At 74.9% G+C, this 17,555-nt stretch carries 11 protein-coding genes; all 11 read right to left on the bottom strand.

Annotated elements, in window-relative coordinates; genetic code table 11:
* Window positions 1-102: 102 nt before the first annotated feature.
* Window positions 103-1,356 carry an ATP-grasp domain-containing protein gene (locus tag ACIOHG_RS19240; RefSeq protein WP_400951935.1) on the bottom strand — a complete coding sequence of 418 codons (1,254 nt, stop codon included), beginning with the start codon at window positions 1,354-1,356 and terminating at the stop codon, window positions 103-105.
* Window positions 1,357-1,585: 229 nt separating this feature from the next.
* Complete coding sequence (locus ACIOHG_RS19235; protein ID WP_400951932.1) at window positions 1,586-2,986, bottom strand: MFS transporter; 1,401 nt, start codon at window positions 2,984-2,986, stop codon at window positions 1,586-1,588.
* Between the two features lie 138 nt (window positions 2,987-3,124).
* Window positions 3,125-3,709, bottom strand: coding sequence for a hypothetical protein (locus ACIOHG_RS19230; RefSeq protein WP_400951930.1), 585 nt, complete (start codon window positions 3,707-3,709; stop codon window positions 3,125-3,127).
* Window positions 3,710-3,870: 161 nt separating this feature from the next.
* The gene (locus ACIOHG_RS19225; RefSeq protein ID WP_400951928.1) at window positions 3,871-6,390 is read right to left on the bottom strand and encodes a SpoIIE family protein phosphatase; all 2,520 of its coding nucleotides are present in this window, start codon (window positions 6,388-6,390) and stop codon (window positions 3,871-3,873) included.
* 180 nt (window positions 6,391-6,570) lie between these two features.
* Window positions 6,571-7,245 (bottom strand): TetR/AcrR family transcriptional regulator, encoded by a 675-nt coding sequence (locus ACIOHG_RS19220; protein WP_400951926.1) that lies wholly within the window; start codon window positions 7,243-7,245, stop codon window positions 6,571-6,573.
* 143 nt (window positions 7,246-7,388) lie between these two features.
* Window positions 7,389-9,014, bottom strand: coding sequence for a 4-coumarate--CoA ligase family protein (locus ACIOHG_RS19215; RefSeq protein ID WP_400951924.1), 1,626 nt, complete (start codon window positions 9,012-9,014; stop codon window positions 7,389-7,391).
* A gap of 211 nt (window positions 9,015-9,225) precedes the next feature.
* The gene (locus tag ACIOHG_RS19210) at window positions 9,226-10,053 is read right to left on the bottom strand and encodes an inositol monophosphatase family protein (RefSeq protein WP_400951922.1); all 828 of its coding nucleotides are present in this window, start codon (window positions 10,051-10,053) and stop codon (window positions 9,226-9,228) included.
* Between the two features lie 269 nt (window positions 10,054-10,322).
* Window positions 10,323-11,495 (bottom strand): acyl-CoA dehydrogenase family protein, encoded by a 1,173-nt coding sequence (locus ACIOHG_RS19205; protein ID WP_400951919.1) that lies wholly within the window; start codon window positions 11,493-11,495, stop codon window positions 10,323-10,325.
* A 66-nt stretch (window positions 11,496-11,561) separates the two neighbouring features.
* Window positions 11,562-13,667 carry an acetyl/propionyl/methylcrotonyl-CoA carboxylase subunit alpha gene (locus ACIOHG_RS19200; protein WP_400951918.1) on the bottom strand — a complete coding sequence of 702 codons (2,106 nt, stop codon included), beginning with the start codon at window positions 13,665-13,667 and terminating at the stop codon, window positions 11,562-11,564.
* A gap of 283 nt (window positions 13,668-13,950) precedes the next feature.
* Window positions 13,951-15,549 (bottom strand): acyl-CoA carboxylase subunit beta, encoded by a 1,599-nt coding sequence (locus tag ACIOHG_RS19195; RefSeq protein WP_400951916.1) that lies wholly within the window; start codon window positions 15,547-15,549, stop codon window positions 13,951-13,953.
* Window positions 15,546-17,387: an acyclic terpene utilization AtuA family protein gene (locus ACIOHG_RS19190; protein ID WP_400951914.1), complete on the bottom strand. Its 1,842-nt coding sequence runs from the start codon at window positions 17,385-17,387 to the stop codon at window positions 15,546-15,548. Before ACIOHG_RS19190 ends, ACIOHG_RS19195 begins: the two co-directional genes overlap by 4 nt.
* Window positions 17,388-17,555 lie beyond the last annotated feature (168 nt).

The following is a 17,555-nucleotide window of genomic DNA, read 5'->3' as shown; positions in this document are numbered from 1 at the left end:
GCCGGGCGGGGCCGCCCCGGGCCTGGCCGGGCGAGGTCGGGCGGGGGCGGGCAAGGCCGGGCGGGGGCGGGCAAGGCCGGGCGGGGTCAGCGCGGCCCGGCGTCAGTCCGTCACGGCCGTGGCCTTGAGCAGCACCGCCGCGGCGGCCCGGTCGAGGCGTTCCGCGCAGGTCCGCGGGTCGTCGGCCGCGCAGATCACGTACGCGTACCGGCCGAGGTAGCCGCGCGGGGGCAGCCGCAGCACGGTGCCGGGTTCGACGATGGCCGCGGCCTCCAGCAGTCCGGGCAGTTCGCCCGCGGCCGGGACCTCCACCGACTCGATCACGCTGTCCTGCTCGGGGCAGAGGAAGCGGATGCCGACCGTCTGCGCCGTGCCGGGCGTCAGCTCCGGTCGGCGGCCCAGGGACAGCTCGGTGGCGATCGCGGCCGGGTCCAGGCCGGAGGCCAGCTTGCCCAGGTACGGGATCAGGTCGCCGCCGAGCCGGCCGTTCACCTCGACGATCACCGGCCCCCTGGGGGTCAGCTTCAGCTCGGTGTGGGTCACCCCGTCGGACACCCCGAGGACGCGGTGCGCCTCGGTCAGCACCCGCAGCAGCTCCGGGTCGGCGAGCAGCGGGTCGACCGAGTCGACCAGGTGGCCGATCTCCTCGAAGTACGGCTCCGGGCCGGTCGTCTTGTGGGCCAGGAAGAACGGGCGGTACTCCCCGCCGTGCGAGGCGCCGTCGACGCTGATCTCCGGACCATGGACGAACTCCTCCAGCAGGACGCCGCCTTCGTAGGCCGGGGCGCCACCGTGCCCGGCCCGCTCGGCGACCGTGAACGCCGCGTCCAGCTCCGCCACCGAGTCGACCCGGACCACCCCGATGCTGGCGCCCATGCCGCGCGGCTTGAGCACCAGCGGGAAGCCGATGTCCGCCGCCGCCTCGCGCGCCTGCTCGACCGTCCCGACCAGCGCGAACCGGGGCTGCGGCAGTCCGGCGGCGGTCAGCGCCTGCCGGGTGCGGTGCTTGTTCCGGCAGTTGTCCGCGCCCTCGACGGACATCCCCGGCAGGCCCAGCCGCTCGGCGATCCGCGCGGTGGCCATCACCAGCGTCTCGTCGTAGCTGAACACCCCGGCGACCTTCCGCCGCCCGGCCACCCGGTCGGCCGCCGCGAAGAGGCCCGCCTCGTCCGGTATCAGCCGCGCCCGGTCGAGCAGCTCGACCACCTCGGCCCCCTCGACGTACGGCAGCTGCCACCCGGGCTCGGCCGCGTCCAGCAGCCAGACCGGATGACGGCGCGCCGCGCCCGCCAGCAGGTACTCGCGGTAGCGGCGCACACCGCTGCCGACGACCAGGACGACCTCGTTCTCGGTCACAGAAAACCCCCACGTGCCTTGGTTGACAGGGATACGGCGAAATTGCCGATGCACAACATAGGGTCGCGCCTCGGCCCGGCGCCATGACTTCGGCCGGCTGCGGGCAAGCGGAGTGACGCCTCGACACGGCACGCGGGCCGGTGAAGTCACGCCTCGACACGGCACGCGGGCGAGCGGGGCCGGTCTGCGGGCCTCTGCTCCCGGGGGGTTGCCGGGGGGTGACGGGGGGTCAGTTTCGCAGTGCGGCGGCCAGGGCGAGGAGGACGAAGGCCAGGACGACGGCGAGGCTGAGTTGGAAGGCGGCCGGGTAGTCGGCGGGGGTGCGGAGGTGGGTGAAGAAGGTGGCGCCGACGGTGGCGATGCCGGCCGCGGAGCCGATGCGTTGGGCGGTCTGGAGGACGCCGCCGGCGCTGCCGGCCCGGCTGACGGGGACGTCGGCGAGGGTGAGGGCCTGGTTCGGGGAGACCACCAGGCCGCTGCCGGTGCCGGCCAGCAGCAGGGGCAGGGCGGTGGCCCAGCCGACCTCGGGGCCGTCGAAGAGGTGGACGGCGAGGGCGGCGAGGGCGAGGCCGACGGTGACGGTGAGCAGGCCGGCGGCGATCAGGCGGCGGCCGTGGCGGGTGACCAGGCGGCCGCCGACGGTGGAGGCGACGGCCGAGGCGAGAGCGAAGGGGGTGATGGCGAGACCGGCCTGCAGGGCGCTGTAGTGGCGGCCGGACTGCAGGTAGAGCGTGAAGACGAAGAACACGGCCGTGAACCCGGCGAAGTACAGCAGCGACACCAGCGAGCCGGAGGTGAAGGACCGGGTGCGGAACAGCGCCGGGTGGACCAGCGGTTCGTGCCGCCGGGCGTACCGGCGCTCCCAGCCGGTGAAGGCCGCCAGCACCGCCGCCGCACCGGCCAGCAGCAGCCACTTGCGGGCGTCGTGCCACTGCGCCTGGACCAGGGGCAGGAGCAGCAGCACCGTCCCCGTGCCGAGCAGCAGCACGCCGACCGGGTCGAAGTCGCGGCGGGCGCAGGTGTCCGGGGTCGGGGCGGGGAGCAGGCGGTGCGCGAACGGGAGGGCGGCGACGCCGATCGGGAGGTTGACGTAGAACACCCAGCGCCAGCCCTCGGCGGTGCCGAAGGCGGCGATCAGCAGGCCGCCGAGCAGCGGGCCGACGGCGGTGGAGAAGCCGATGGTGGTGCCGAGCAGGCCGAAGGCGCGGGCCCGCTCGCCGCCGCGGAACAGCTGCTGGATGAAACCGGAGACCTGCGGGACCAGCAGCCCGCCGGCCATGCCCTGGAGCAGCCGGGCCAGGACCAGCCAGAGTTCGGTGCGGGCGGCGCCGGCGAGGGCGCTGGTGGCGGTGAACAGGGCGAGGCCGGCCAGGAAGACCGGGCGGCGGCCGATCGCGTCGCCGAGCCGTCCGGCCGGGACCAGGACCAGCCCGAAGGCCAGCGAGTAACCGGAGAGCACCCACTGGAGTCCGGCCTCGGACAGGTGCAGCCCGGCGCGGACCGACGGCAGGGCGACGTTGACGATCGACACGTCGAGCAGGGTCATGAACCCGGCGACCAGGCAGACCGCGAGGGCCCGCCAGCGGCGCGCCTGCGTGGTGGGGGCGGCCTGGGTGGGCTGGGTGGTCATCCGGTTCCTTCCGTCCGCGCTCCAGTCTGGGCGGCGCGGACGGTACCGGGCGGGCGGCGCGCCGGGGCCGACGACCGGCGCGGCCGAGCGGACCGGCGCGGCCGACGTGGCTGGCGCGGCTGACCGGCTGACGTGGCGTCAGGTAGCGGGGGCCTGGTCGAGGAGGATCTTGCGGGCGTCGGCGGCGGCGGGCGGGGTCGCGCCGAGGTCGGTGAGGGTGGTGATCAGGACGGCGTCCACTCCCGGCAGCCAGTTGCTGGTCTTGGACGGGACGACCACGGTCTGGGTCTGCTCGGTGCCGTCGCAGGTCACCTGGGTGGGCGAGGTGCGGGTGGCGCCGAAGGCGACGGTGGCCGGGTCGGTGGGGTCGGTCTGCTCGGCCGAGGTGTTCAGCGAGCGGGGCCCCTCGGCCGGGGCGCAGGTGTAGGCGAGGGTGACCCGGACCCGGCCGGGGTACTTCGGGTCGATCACGGCGCCGCGCAGCGCGATCACGGTGGTGGCGGGCGGGGCGGTGGGCGCGACGGTGGACGGGGCGGTGGACGGGGCGGTCGGCGCGTCCGAGGGCGAGGAGGAGGGCGAGGGCGGCGCGGAGGGTGACGGGCTCGCCGGGTCGCCGGTGGCGGACGGGGACGCGGACGCGGGTTGGGACGGGGGCGGGGCGAGCGCGGCGGCTCCGGCGGCGAGGGCGAGCAGGCCGGCGGCGGCGAGGAGGCGGACGGGCACGGCGGGACCTTTCGGCGGGGCGGATTTCTCCGACTCTCCGTCAGCCCCGCCGCCCCGGCGACCGGTCGCCGCCACCCGGGTGCCGGACGTGCCGCCGGGGCCGGTGGGCCCGAGCAGCGCTGCGCGGCGCGGGCGGGGCCGGGCGGCGCGGGCGGGGCCGGTCAGCCCTGGCGGTACGGGAGTTCGATCTCGGCCCAGACCACCTTGCCGTGCCGGGTGGGGCGGCTGCCCCAGCGGTGGGCGAGTTCGCTGACCAGGTGGATGCCGCGGCCGCCCTCGTCCTCCTCGGCGGAGGAGCGCAGGCGGGGCGGTTGGCCGCCGGCGTCGGAGACTTCCAGGGTGAGGGTGCGGTCGCGGAACAGGCGCAGCCGGCGCGGGGCGTCGGCGTGCAGCAGGGCGTTGGTGACGAGTTCGCTGACCACGAGTTCGGCGTAGTCGGTGAGCGCGGACAGGCCCCAGCTCTCCAGGGTGGCGCGGGTGAAGCGGCGGGCCCGGGCCGGGAGCGGGCCCTCGCCGGGGAGCAGCAGGGTGGCGATCCGGTCGGACGGGACGGGCAGCACCCGCGCCATGATCATGGCGATGTCGTCCTCGGTGCCGTCGGTGACCAGCGCGGCGAGCGCGGCGTCGCAGCTCTCCTCCAGGGTGTGGCCGGGGACGGAGAGGGTGCGGGCGAGCAGGTCGATGCCCTCGTCCAGGTCGCGGCCGCGCCGTTCGACCAGGCCGTCGGTGTAGAGCGCGAAGGTGGAGCCGACCGGGAGGGTGAACTCGGTGGACTCGAAGGCGCCGCCACCGACGCCGAGCGGGACGCCGGGCGGCAGGTGGACGACGTGGGTGCTGCCGTCGGGGTCGACCCGGACGGGCGGGAGGTGGCCGGCCGAGGCGATCACGAAGCTGCGGTCGACGGGGTCGTAGACGGCGCAGACGCAGGTGGCGAACTGGCCGTCGCCGATCGCCGAGGCGGTCTCGTCCAGGCGGCCGAGGACCTGTTCGGGCGGCAGGTCGAGGGTGGCCAGGGTGCGGGCGACGGTGCGCAGTTGGCCCATCGTGGCGGCGGCCCGGATGCCGTGGCCCATCACGTCGCCGACCACCAGGGCGACCCGTCCGCAGGAGAGCGGGACGACGTCGAACCAGTCGCCGCCGACCTCGCTGACCACGCTGGAGGGCAGGTAGCGGTGGGCGATCTCCAGACCGAGGGTGCGGTGGATCTCCTGCGGCAGCAGGCTGCGCTGCAGGGTGAGGGCGGTCTCGCGCTCGCGCCGGTAGAGCCGGGCGTTGTCGATGGCGAGGGCGGCGCGGGCGACCAGTTCCTCGGCGAGCGAGACGTCGGCGGCGCCGAACGGCTCGGGGTTGCGGGTGCGGACGAACTCGGCGCCGCCGAGCACCATGCCGCGGGCGATCAGCGGCACCAGCAGGTACGAGTGGATGCCGGCGGCGAGGCCGGGCGCGACCCGGTCCGGGTCGGGGACGAGTCCGCGCAGCACCTCCTCGTCGACGTGCGCCTTCAGCAGCGGGCGGCCGGAGCGCAGGCACTGGGTGTAGACCCGGTGGGCACCGTACTCGGTGGTGCCGCCGACCTGATCGGCGGCACCGGTCAGGCCGGAGCCGTAGGCCTCGCCGACCGCGACGGCGCGGACCTCGATGGGCTTCTCGGGCTGGATCGGGGCGGGCTCCTCGCCGCGCAGCACCGGCTCCAGCAGGTCGACGGTGGCGAAGTCGGCGAACCGCGGGATCACCGCCTCGACCAGTTCCTCGGCGGTGCGCCGCAGGTCGAGGGTGGTGCCGATGCGGGCGCTGGCGGAGGCCAGCAGGGTGAGCCGCTCCTGGGCGCGGGCGGCGCGGGCCTCGGCCTGGAAGCGCTCGGTGACGTCGATGATCGAGGAGGAGACGCCGAGCACCCGGCCGGTGGAGTCCTCCAGCCGGAAGTAGGACGCCGACCAGGCCCGGTCGCGGCGCGGGTCGCCGGGGACGCGGCCGTGCGAGCGGGCGTCGATGACGGGCCTGCCGGTGGTGAGCACCTGCCGCATCACGGCCTCGACCTCGGCGGTGTTGATGCCGGGCAGCACGGTGGAGATCCGGCGGCCGAGGTGCTGTTCGACGGTGAGGCCGTTGATCCGGGCCAGCGCGGCGTTCAGCCGGACGAAGCGCAGGTCGGTGTCGTAGACGGCGAGGCCGATCGGGGACTGGGTGAAGAAGCCGTCCAGCACGGCGAGGTCGGACTCGACCTCGCGCAGGGCGTGCACGTCGGAGGCGGTGGCGAGCAGCAGGGTGCTGCCGTCCGGGCCGGTGATCGGGTAGGTGTGGAACTCCAGCTCGACGTCGGAGCCGTCCCGGCGGCGGACCCGGTGGGTGCCGGACCAGCCGCGGCCGGCCACCAGTTGGCGGAACAGCTTCTGGCCGGCCTCCCGGGCCTCCTCGGGGAGCAGCAGCCGGGCCGGGTAGGAGCCGATCGCCTCCTCGGCGGTCCAGCCGGTGAGGGCCTCGGCCTCCTCGCTCCAGTGCAGGACCCGGCCGTCCTCCTGGACCAGCGCGGTGGCCAGCGGGACCAGGCGGTGCCCGGCCAGGCGCGCGGAAGCGGCGCCCGCCGCGTCGTGGTCGGGCGTCTGTTCGAACCCGTGCGTGCTCAGTTGGCCACCTGCCCGGTACGTACCTTCCCCGGTGCCGCCGGTCGTTCCGGCTTCCACCAGACTGCACGTCCGGCAGCACGCTGGCGACTGGTGGTCGGGCGGGCGGTCGGACCGAAAAGGCGAGTCTGGTGGATTCGGGCCTTTCCGGGCAAGGGCGCGGTGGCGATCTGCCGGTGCGGTCCGCCGGACGGCGCGTCGCGGCCGGTCAGCGCGGTGTCCCAGCAGGTCACGGCTTGATCACGAGGCGTTCGGGGTGGCTCCGGGGACGGCGTCGGGAGTGGGGGCCGGGCCCGGGCCCGGAGCGGCCAGGGCGGCGTCGAGCAGGCGGGACCACTGGCGGACGATGCCGGCCCGGCGCGGGCCGTCGTCGGTGAGCAGGTTGGCCAGGCCCAGGCCGCGGGCCAGGTCGAGGGTGGCCTGGACGGTCTCCCGGACGCCGGTGGCGCTCTCGTCCGCGCCCAGGCACTCGACGGCGGCGCGGTGCGCCTCCCGGCCGATGTGGTTCTCCAGGCTCACGATCCGCTCGCGCAGCGGGTCCTCGGTGGCGGCGGCCACCCAGAGGTGCAGGGCGGCCCGGAACAGCGGGCCGGTGTACAGCCGGACGATCATCTCGACCACGGCCTCGGTGCGGGCCGGGCCGGCCGGCGGCAGCCGTTCGACGTGCGCGAGGACGGCGGCCAGCCGCTCGGCGGCGACGTGCTCGACGGCGGCGGTGAACAGGTCCTCGCGGGTGCGGAAGTGGTGCTGGGCGGCGCCGCGGGTGACGCCGGCCCGTTCGGCGACCACGAGCACCGTGGAGCCGTTCCAGCCGACCTCGGCCAGGCACTCCACCGCCGCTTCCAGCAGCCGGCGGCGGGTGGCGCGGCTGCGGTCCTGCTGGGGGGTGCGGGCGGCGGGGGTGCTGGTCGGCATCGGCGGCTCCTGCTCGGCGGGTTCGGCCCCCGGGGTGCCGGGGCGCCGGGAACCGATCCTATGTGCGGGAGCCGCCGCCGGACCCTCGTGCGGAAGCCGCCGGGCCGGGGCTTCTTCGGACGGGTCCCTGTGGGTCCCTGGTGTCAGCCGCGCTTGGCGCGCTCGCGCAGCTCGCGGCGGAGGATCTTGCCGCTGGCGGACTTCGGCACCGCCTCGATGAACTCCACCTCGCGCACCTTCTTGTACGGAGCGACCCGGCGGGCCACGTACTCCGCCACCTCCTGCTCGGCCAGCTCGCAGCCGAACGCGGGCACCACGTACGCCTTGGGGCGCTCGGTGCCCTCGGCGTCGGTGACGCCGACCACGGCGGCGTCGGCGATGCCCGGGTGGGTGAGCAGCACGGCCTCCAGTTCGGCCGGGGCGACCTGGTAGCCCTTGTACTTGATCAGCTCCTTGACCCGGTCGACGACGAACAGGTAGCCGTCGGCGTCGACGTGGCCGACGTCTCCGGTGTGCAGCCAGCCGTCCTGGTCGATGATCGCGGCGGTCTCGGAGTCCCGGCCGAAGTAACCTTTCATCACCTGCGGGCCGCGGAACAGCAGTTCGCCGTCCTCGCCGGGGCCGAGGTCGCGGCCGGGCCGGTGACCGAGCTCGTGACCGGGCTCCTGGGCCGACCGGGGGCCGGGCCGGTCGAGGGCGATCACCCGCAGTTCGGTGCCGGGGACGAGACGGCCGACGGTGCCGACCGGCGGGTGCGGGTCGTTCGGCGGGACAACGTGGGTGACCGGGGAGAGTTCCGTCATGCCGTAGCCCTGCAGCAGGTGCGGCAGGCCGAGGCGGCGGGCGCAGGCGGCGGCGAGCTCGGCGTCCAGCGGGGCGGCGGCGCTGAGCACGTGCCGGATCGAGGACAGGTCGTAGCGGTCGACCAGCGGGTGCTTGGCCAGCGCGAGGACGATCGGCGGAGCCACGTACACCGCCTCGATCCGGTGCTCCTGGATGGCCGTCAGGAACTGCTCCAGGTCGAAGCGGGGCAGCACGACGATGGTGGAGCGGGCCCGCAGCGGGCGGTTGAGCAGCGCGGTCAGGCCGTAGATGTGGAAGAACGGCAGGACCGCGAGGATGCGTTCGCCCGGGGTCGGGCCGAGCAGGGTGTCGACCTGGGCGAGGTTGGTGGAGACCGAGCGGTGGGTGAGCATCACGCCCTTGGGCAGGCCGGTGGTGCCGCTGGAGTACGGCAGCACGGCCAGGTCGGCGGCCGGGTCGAGGACGGGCTGCGGCTCCGGGGCGGAGCCGGCGGCCAGGTCGGCGAGCGAGCGGTGCCCCTCGGCGGGGTCGCAGACGAAAATCTCCGCCACCGGGTGCGCGGCGGCGGCCTCGCGGGCGACCGGCAGGAAGGCCGCGACGGTGATGATCCAGCGGGCGCCGGAGTCGCGCAGCTGCCCGGCCAGCTCCTCGGCGGTGGCGAGCGAGCTGACCGGGGTGACGGTCGCGCCGGTGCGGGTCGCGCCGTAGAACGCCAGCGGGTAGGCGAGCGAGTTGGGGCTGAACAGCGCCACCACCTCGCCCTTGCCGACGCCCGCCTCGGCCAGGCCCGCCGCGACCCGCCTGGTACCGGTGTCCAGTTCCCGGTAGCTGACGCTCCGTCCGGTCAGGCCGTCGATCAGCGCGGGCCGGTCGGCGTGCTCACCGTCGGCGCAGCCGCCGAGGACGGCCTCGTGGATCGGCAGGTCCAGCGGGGCGACGGACGGGTAGTCGCTGTGGAACACCATGCGGGCCTCCGGGGCGGGTCGGCGGGCGGTCGGGTCGGGCCGGGCTGTGGCGGGTCGTGGGGGCGGGGTCGTGGGGGCGTGTTGGTGGGGGATGGCGGTTCGTGGGGGCGGCTCATGTGGTGCTGGGTGCCTCAGATGATGCGGGGCGAGGTGACGGTGCGCGGCCAAGACTGCCGTTCTTCGCTCCGGATCACCAGGGCGCGTAGCGGGCTTACTGGCGTACGCCGCCGCTCCGTTGGCGTTCGATCAGCTCCAACAGGCGGGCGTGCGTCCTGGCGTCGGCGGCGACGACCAGTCCGCCCCCGCCGCTGTGCAGCGGTTCGCCCCGGAGGTCGGTGACGGTGCAGCCGGCCGCCCGGCAGAGCGCGATGCCCGCGGCGAAGTGCACGCTGTCGGCGAGGTGACCGTCCGTCAGGTAGGCGGCGCGGCGGCCGGCCGCGACCCAGGCCACCGCGATCGTGCTGGACACCACCCGGGGACGGAACTCCGCCTCGAAGTCCGGTTCGGTGAGCAGCCGGGCGACCCGGATCTCCGGGGCGTTCGGGTAGGGCGGGTCGAGGTTGAGGTCGACCAGCCGGGACCCGGCGGACGGGGCCAGCGGGGTGTCGGCGCCGCCGTGGCGGAGGTACGCCCGCTCGCCGTCCGTCCAGTACGTCTCGCCGGTGTACGGGTCGGCGGTCGCGGCGGCGGTGGTCCGGCCGTCCTCGCGCAGGGCGACGTTGACGCCGACCAGGTGGGTGCCGACCGCGTAGTTGAGCGTTCCGCAGAGCGGGTCGACCAGCCAGCGGCGGGGGGCGTCGGCCGCGCCGCCGCTGCCGCTCTCCTCACCGGTGCAGGCGTCCTGCGGGCGGGCGGCGCGGAGCACGTCGAGGATGGCGCGCTCCGCGGCGAGGTCGGCGGCGGTGGCGAAGTCGCCGCCGCCCTTGTCGTGCTTCTCGACGCCGTGCCACGGGTGGGCCCGGACGGCTTCGGCGCCGGCTTCGGCGGCGCGCAGCGCGAGGGCTGCGTCGCCGGTCGGGTCGGGGTGGGGTGCGGTCATGGCTGCTCCGTCCGGGAGTTGCGGCGTTTCGGGCGTCCGGGGCGCCTCCGACCGTCGGGCCGGTGGGTGGTCTCGGACTCGGAGCAACCGTAGAAGGTGAGCAGCGGTTCGGTGGCGGTGGGGCTGCGGGATCGGCCGGGGTGGCTGGTGTTGTGGGGGCGGCGGGTGCGGTGGGGGGCGGGTGCGGTGGGGGCGGAGGGCGTGGGGCGGCGGGTGTGGTGCGGGATGCCTCCCCGCCGCCCGGTTCTCGGTCCGTTCCGCCGGTGGGCTCAGTAGGAGCGGGGCAGGCCCAGGGTGTGCTGGGCGACGTAGTTGAGGATCATCTCCCGGCTGACGGGCGCGACCCGGCCGACCCGGGTGGCGGTGATCAGCGCGGCCAGGCCGTACTCCTGGGTGAGGCCGTTGCCGCCGAGGGTCTGGACGGCCTGGTCGACGGTGCGGCAGGAGGCTTCGCCGGCCGCGTACTTGGCCATGTTGGCGGCCTCGCCCGCACCCAGGTCGTCGCCCGCGTCGTAGAGCTGCGCGGCCTTCTGGGTCATCAGGCGGGCGAGTTCGACCTCGATGGCGCACTGGGCGAGCGGGTGGGCGATGCCCTGGTGGGCGCCGATCGGCCGGTCCCAGACGGTGCGGGTGCGGGCGTAGGCCACGGCCGTGTCGAGGGCGTAGCGGGCGATGCCGAGAGTGAACGCGGCCGTCATGATCCGCTCCGGGTTGAGGCCCGCGAACAGTTGCAGCAGCCCCGCGTCCTCGTCGCCGACCAGGGCGTCGGCGGGCAGCCGGATGTCGTCCAGGAAGACCTGGAACTGCCGTTCCGGGGCGGTGAGTTCCATCGGGATCGGGCGGTACTCGAAGCCCGGGCTCTCGCGCGGGACGACGAACAGCGCGGGCTTGAGCTTCCCGGTCCGGGCGTCCTCGGTGCGGCCGACGAACAGGACGGCATCGGCGTGGTCGATGCCGGAGACGAACACCTTGCGGCCGCTGAGCAGCCAGTCGCCGCTGCCGTCGTCGGCGCGGCGGGCGACGGTGGAGATCCGGTGCGAGTTGGAGCCGGCGTCGGGCTCGGTGATGCCGAACGCCATCACCCGGGTGCCGTCGGCGAGTCCGGGCAGCCAGCGCTGCTTCTGCTCCTCGGTGCCGAACCGGGCGATCACGGTGCCGCAGATCGCCGGGGAGACGATCAGCATCAGCAGCGGGCAGCCGGCCGCGCCCAACTCCTCCAGTACCACGGCGAGTTCGGCGATGCCCGCACCCCCGCCGCCGTACTCCGCGGGCAGGTTGACCCCGAGGTAGCCCAACTTGGCCGCCTCCGACCAGAGTTCCTCGACGGGCTCACCGGCCCGGGCCTTGCGCTGGAAGTACTCGCGGCCGTAGCGGCGGCCGAGGGCGGCGACGGCTTCGCGCAGGGCGCGGCGGTCCTCGGTCTCGATCAGCGGTGCGGACATGAGGGTGGTCCTTTCCGTGTTTCCGAGTGGGTGGTGCGGCGGCGGGGCGTGAACGGTGGCCGTGGGTCAGGCAGTTGCGGTGGCGGGACTGGGGGCGGGGACGGCGCCCGGGCCCGGTTCGGCGGCGGGGCCGGGGGCGGCGGCGGGGCCGGGGGCGGCGGCGGGGCCGGGGGCGGCGGCGGGGCCGGGGGCGGGTTCGAGGTCGGATTCGGGTTCGACGACGGCGAGGACTGTGCCGGTTTCGACCTGGTGGCCGGCCTCGGCGTGCAGGGCGGCGAGGGTGCCGTCGGTGGGGGCGGTGACCTGGTGCTCCATCTTCATCGCCTCCAGCCAGAGCAGGGGTTGGCCTGCGGTGACGCGGTCGCCCGCCCGGGCCGCGACCCGGACCACGGTGCCGGGCATCGGGGCGAGCAGGGTGCCGGGGGCGAGTTCGGCGGCGCGGTCGGGGAAGCGGTCGAGGGCGACCAGGGCGTGGTGCCCGGTCGGACCGTCGACGTGCACCCGGTCGCCGTAGCGGGCGATCCGGTAGCGGTGGCGTACCCCGTCCACCAGCAGGTCGACGGACTCCCCGGTGGAGTGCAGGAGTTGGACGCCTGGGTGGTCCTCGGCGTGCAGGCCGTCGCGGGTGAGGCGGTAGCGGACGTCGAAGGCGGCGCCGGCGGGGTGTTCGGGGTCGGCGTCGGCGGGGCGGTAGCGCTTGGTCTGCGGCTGGGAGGGCAGGTTGCGCCAGCCGGACGGGAGGGCGTGCGGTCCGGGGCGGCGGGCGGCGGCGTCCGCGAGGGCGGCGGCGAGGGCCGCCAGTGGCGTGAACTTGTCTTCCCTGGTGGTGAGTTCGTCGGCGTGGTCAGTGAGGAAGGCGGTGTGCACGGCGCCGTCGAGGAAGGCGGGGTGGCGCAGGGCGCGGACCAGCAGGTCACGGTTGGTGGCCGGGCCGTGCAGCCGGGCCCGGCCGAGGGCGTCGGCGAGGCGGCGGGCGGCGGCGGCGCGGGTGGGCGCCCAGGCGATGACCTTGGCCAGCATCGCGTCGTAGTGCACGGTGATCCGGTCGCCGTCGCCGACGCCGGCGTCCAGCCGCAGGCCAGTGGTGGTGGCGGCGGTCGGGAGGGTGGCGAACTCGACGTCCACGCCCGGGATTTCGATCAGGTGCAGGGTGCCGGTGGCGGGGCGCCAGCCGTGGGCCGGGTCCTCGGCGTAGAGCCGGGCCTCGATCGCGCAGCCGCGGCTCGGCGGCGGGTCGGCGGGGAGCTTCTCGCCCTCGGCGACGGCGAGTTGGAGCGCGACCAGGTCGAGGCCGGTGAGGCACTCGGTGACAGGGTGCTCGACCTGGAGGCGGGTGTTCATCTCCAGGAACGCGAGCCGTCCGTCCGGGGCGAGCAGGAACTCGGCGGTGCCGGCGCCCCGGTAGCCGATCGCCCGGGCGGCGGTGGTGGCGGCGGCGTGCAGGCGGGCGCGCAGGGCGGGGTCGAGGCCGGGGGCCGGGGCCTCCTCGATCACCTTCTGGTGCCGGCGCTGCAGCGAGCAGTCCCGGTCGCCGACGGCCCACACGGTGCCGTGCGCGTCGGCGAGCAGCTGCACCTCCAGGTGGCGGCCGGTGGGGAGGTAGGGCTCGCAGAACACCTCGTCGTCGCCGAACGCGGCGGCGGCCTCGGCCCGGGCGGCGGCGAGGGCGCCGGGCAGTTCGGCGAGGGTGCGCACCACCCGCATCCCGCGACCGCCGCCACCCGCGGCGGCCTTGACCAGCAGCGGCAGGTCGGCCTCGACGGGTTCCGCGCCGACCGTCAGGACCGGGACGCCCGCCCGGGCCATCAGCTCTTTCGCGGCGGTCTTGGAGCCCATCGCGGCGATCGCCTCCGGCGGCGGGCCGATCCAGGTCAGTCCGGCGCCGAGCACCGCGCGGGCGAACTCGGCGTTCTCGGACAGGAATCCGTACCCCGGGTGGACGGCGTCCGCCCCCGCGTCGAGCGCCGCCCGGACCAGCAGGTCGGCCCGCAGGTAGGTGTCGCCCGGGGCGGCTCCCGGCAGGCGGACGGCGAGATCGGCCTCCCGGACGTGCGGGGCCTCGGCGTCGGGGTCGGAGTGGACCGCGACGGTGGCGATGCCGAGGCTGCGGCAGGTGCGGAAGATCCGGCGGGCGATCTCGCCCCGGTTGGCCACCAGCAGGGAGGTGATCATCCGTCGGTTCGCCTTTCTAGCGGGAGTTAGAGGGTGTAACTGGTGCGTTGGCGTATCACGTGCGCGTGGTGGCGTAACTGGTGCGTGGCGCCCCGGTTGCCGCTTGTGGGCGCAGCTGGTGCTTTAAGGCGTAACTAGTGTTTGAGGCTGTAACTTTCGCTTGATGCCATAAATGGTGCGTGTGGGTGTCACCACCCTGTGGGGCTGTCACGGGCGCGTGGAGGTGTCACGGGCGCGTGCGGGCATCACCGGCATGCGGGGGTATCACCGGTGCGCGCGGGTGTCACATGCGGAAGACGCCGTAACCGCGGGCGCCCTCCACGGGGGCGCTGTGGATCGCGGAGAGGCAGAGGCCGAGGACGGTGCGGGTGTCGCGGGGGTCGATGACGCCGTCGTCGTAGAGGCGGCCGGAGAGGAAGACGGGGAGCGATTCGGCCTCGATCTGCTGCTCGACCATGGCGCGGATCGCGGCGTCGGCGTCCTCGTCGTAGGGCTGTCCCTTGGCGGCGGCGGACTGGCGGGCCACGATGGAGAGGACGCCGGCGAGTTGCTGGGGGCCCATGACGGCGGACTTGGCGCTGGGCCAGGCGAACAGGAAGCGGGGGTCGTAGGCGCGTCCGCACATGCCGTAGTGGCCGGCGCCGTAGGAGGCGCCCATCAGGACCGAGAGGTGCGGGACGGTGCTGTTCGAGACCGCGTTGATCATCATTGCGCCGTGCTTGATGATGCCGCCCTGCTCGTACTCCCGGCCGACCATGTAGCCGGTGGTGTTGTGCAGGAAGAGCAGCGGGATGTCGCGCTGGTTGGCGAGTTGGATGAACTGGGCGGCCTTCTGCGACTCCGCGCTGAACAGCACGCCCTGGGCGTTGGCGAGGATGCCGACCGGGTAGCCGTGCAGTTCGGCCCAGCCGGTCGCCAGGCTGCTGCCGTAGCGGGGCTTGAACTCGTCGAAGTCGGAGCCGTCGACGACCCGGGCGATCACCTCGCGCGGGTCGAACGGCGCCTTCAGGTCGCCGGGAACGATGCCCAGCAGTTCGTCCTCCGGGTACTTCGGCGGCTCGTAGCAACCCCTCGGCTCGGGGCCGGACTTGCGCCAGTTGAGGCGGTGCACGACCCGGCGGGCCAGTCGCAGGGCGTCGGGTTCGTCCAGGGCGAGGTGGTCGGCGAGTCCGGAGGTGCGGGCGTGCATCTCGGCGCCGCCGAGCGACTCGTCGTCGGACTCCTCGCCGGTGGCCATCTTGACCAGCGGCGGGCCGCCCAGGAAGACCTTGGCCCGCTCCTTCACCATGATCACGTGGTCGGACATGCCCGGCACGTACGCCCCGCCCGCCGTGGAGTTGCCGAACACCACGGCCACGGTGGGGATGCCGGCCGCGGAGAGCCGGGTGAGGTCGCGGAACAGCGCGCCGCCCGGGATGAAGATCTCCTTCTGGCTGGGCAGGTCGGCGCCGCCGGACTCGACCAGGTTGATCAGCGGGAGCCGGTTGCGCAGCGCGATCTCGTTGGCCCGCAGGGCCTTGCGGAGCGTCCACGGGTTGGACGAACCGCCGCGCACGGTCGGGTCGTTGGCGGTGATCACGCACTCGGTCCCGGCGACGGTGCCGATGCCGGTCACCAGCGCCGCCCCCACCGGGTAGTCACTGCCCCAGGCGGCCAGCGGGGAGAGTTCGAGGAACGCGGAGTCCGGGTCGAGCAGCAGCTCGATCCGCTCGCGGGCCAGCAGCTTGCCCCGACTCCGGTGCCGCTCCACGTACTTGGCCCCGCCGCCGGACAGTGCCTTGGCGTGCTCGGTGTCGAGGTCGGCGAGTTTGGCCAGCATCGCGGCGCGGTTGGCGGCATGCTCGGCCGCGGCGGGGTCGAGCCGGGTCGGCAGTACGGTCACAGCAGAGCCTCCGGGATGTCGAGCCGGCGCGAGCGCAGCCACTCCCCCAGCGCCTTCGCCTGGGGGTCGAACCTGGCCTGGGCGGCGACGCCTTCGCCGAGCAGGCCGTGGATGGTGAAGTTGACCGCCCGCAGGTTCGGCAGCAGGTGCCGCTCCACCGCCAAGTCGGCCGTCTCCGGGAGCAGTTCGCGCAGGCGCTCGACGGTGAGGGTGTGCGCCAGCCAGCGCCAGCCGGCCTCGCTGCGGGCCCAGACCCCGAGGTTGGCGTCCCCGCCCTTGTCGCCGCTGCGGGCCCCGGCGACCAGGCCGAGCGGCGCCCGGCGGGTCGGCCCCCGGTACGGGTCCGGGTCCGGGTTCGGGTCCGGCGGAGGCGGCAACTCGGAGGTGGGGGTTTGTTCCTGGTGGAAAGTCAGGTCGGGTGCGGGAATGGTTATTCGGTCACCGGACGGCAGGTGGGCCACTTGTTCGACCGCCTTGGCGTCCACGTACTTCGCCTCGAACACCCCGTAGGGCGTGGCCTTTCCGGGCGGAGCGGTCAGGTGGAAGCCCGGGTAGCCGGCCAGTCCGAGTTCGACGGCGGCGGCGGTGAGGGCGCGCCCGACCCGGTGTTCCTGCGGGTCGCGGGCGGTGAGGCGGAGCAGGGCGCTCGCGGACTCCTCGGTGTCGGCGTCCGGGTGGTCGGTGCGGGCCAGCGTCCAGCGCAGTTCGGCGGGAGGGGCGGCGGGAGGAGCGGCGGGCGTTCCGGGGGACGGGTCCGAGGGCGGGGCGGAGGGTGGGGCGTCCGGGGTCAGGGCGCGGGTCAACTGCCGTTGCACGAGTGCGGCCTTGGCCTCGATGTCGAGTCCGGTCAGGACGAACACCAGCTCGTTGCGGTAGCCGCCGAGCCGGTTGAGGCCGACCTTGAGGGTGGCGGGCGGGGCCTCGCCGCGCACCCCGGTGATCCGGACCCGGTCCGGGCCGTCCTGGGTGAGGGCGGCGGTGTCCAGGCGGGCGGTGACGTCCGGCCCGAGGTAGCGCGGTCCGCCGGTCTCGTACAGGAGTTGGGCGGTGACGGTCTCGACGGTGACCGCGCCGCCGGTGCCCGGGTGCTTGGTGATCACGCTGCTGCCGTCGGCGTGCAGTTCGGCGATCGGGAAGCCCGGGTGGTCGGTGTCGTGCTCGGTGAAGAACGCGTAGTTCCCGCCGGTGGCCTGGGCGCCGCACTCCAGGACGTGCCCGGCCACCACCGCCCCGGCGAGGGCGTCCAGGTCGGCGGGCGTCCAGCCGTAGTGGGCGATGCCCGGGCCGACCACCAGCGCGGCGTCGGTGACCCGCCCGGTGACCACCACGTCCGCGCCGCCGCGCAGGCACTCGGCGATCCCGTACGCGCCCAGGTAGGCGTTGGCGGCGAGCAGCGGCCGTGGGTCGGCGCCCTCCCCCGTCCAGCCGAACTCGGCTGCCCTGGGCAGGAGTTCGTCGCCGGTGAGGTGGCCGATCCGGACGCTCAGCCCCTGCCGTTCGGCGAGTTCGCCGAGTGCGTCGGCGAGCCGGGCCGGGTTGAGGCCGCCCGCGTTGACCACGATCCGCACCCCCTGGTCGAGCGCCTGCGCGAGACACTCCTCGGCCTGCCGCAGGAAGGTCCTGGCGTAGCCGAGCCCCGGGTCGCGCAGCCGGTCACGGGCCAGGATCAGCATCGTCAACTCGGCCAGGTAGTCGCCGGTCAGGACGTCCAGCGGGCCGCCCGCGAGCATCTCGCGGAACGCCCCGAACCTGTCGCCGTAGAACCCCGACGCATTGCCGATCCGCAGCACGGCACCTCCCCGACTTCCCCGACTCGCCTGCACCGCATGGCCGTTCATCCGCTGAATGGCCTGGCCGGTCGACGGTCCGCGCCAGCGGTCCCGTGCGGGTCCGGCCGCGACCGAGCGTGTCACCGGAGCGACAACAAATCAAGCACGCGTGCTTGTTTTTCTCGCCGGAGAGGGCTCCGGGCGTAGGCGCAGCACGAGAATCGGCCACCGGCGGAG

The organism is Kitasatospora sp. NPDC088134, assembly GCF_044741705.1.
Lineage (GTDB): Bacteria > Actinomycetota > Actinomycetes > Streptomycetales > Streptomycetaceae > Kitasatospora.
This window is presented reverse-complemented; position numbering and strand designations above follow the sequence as displayed.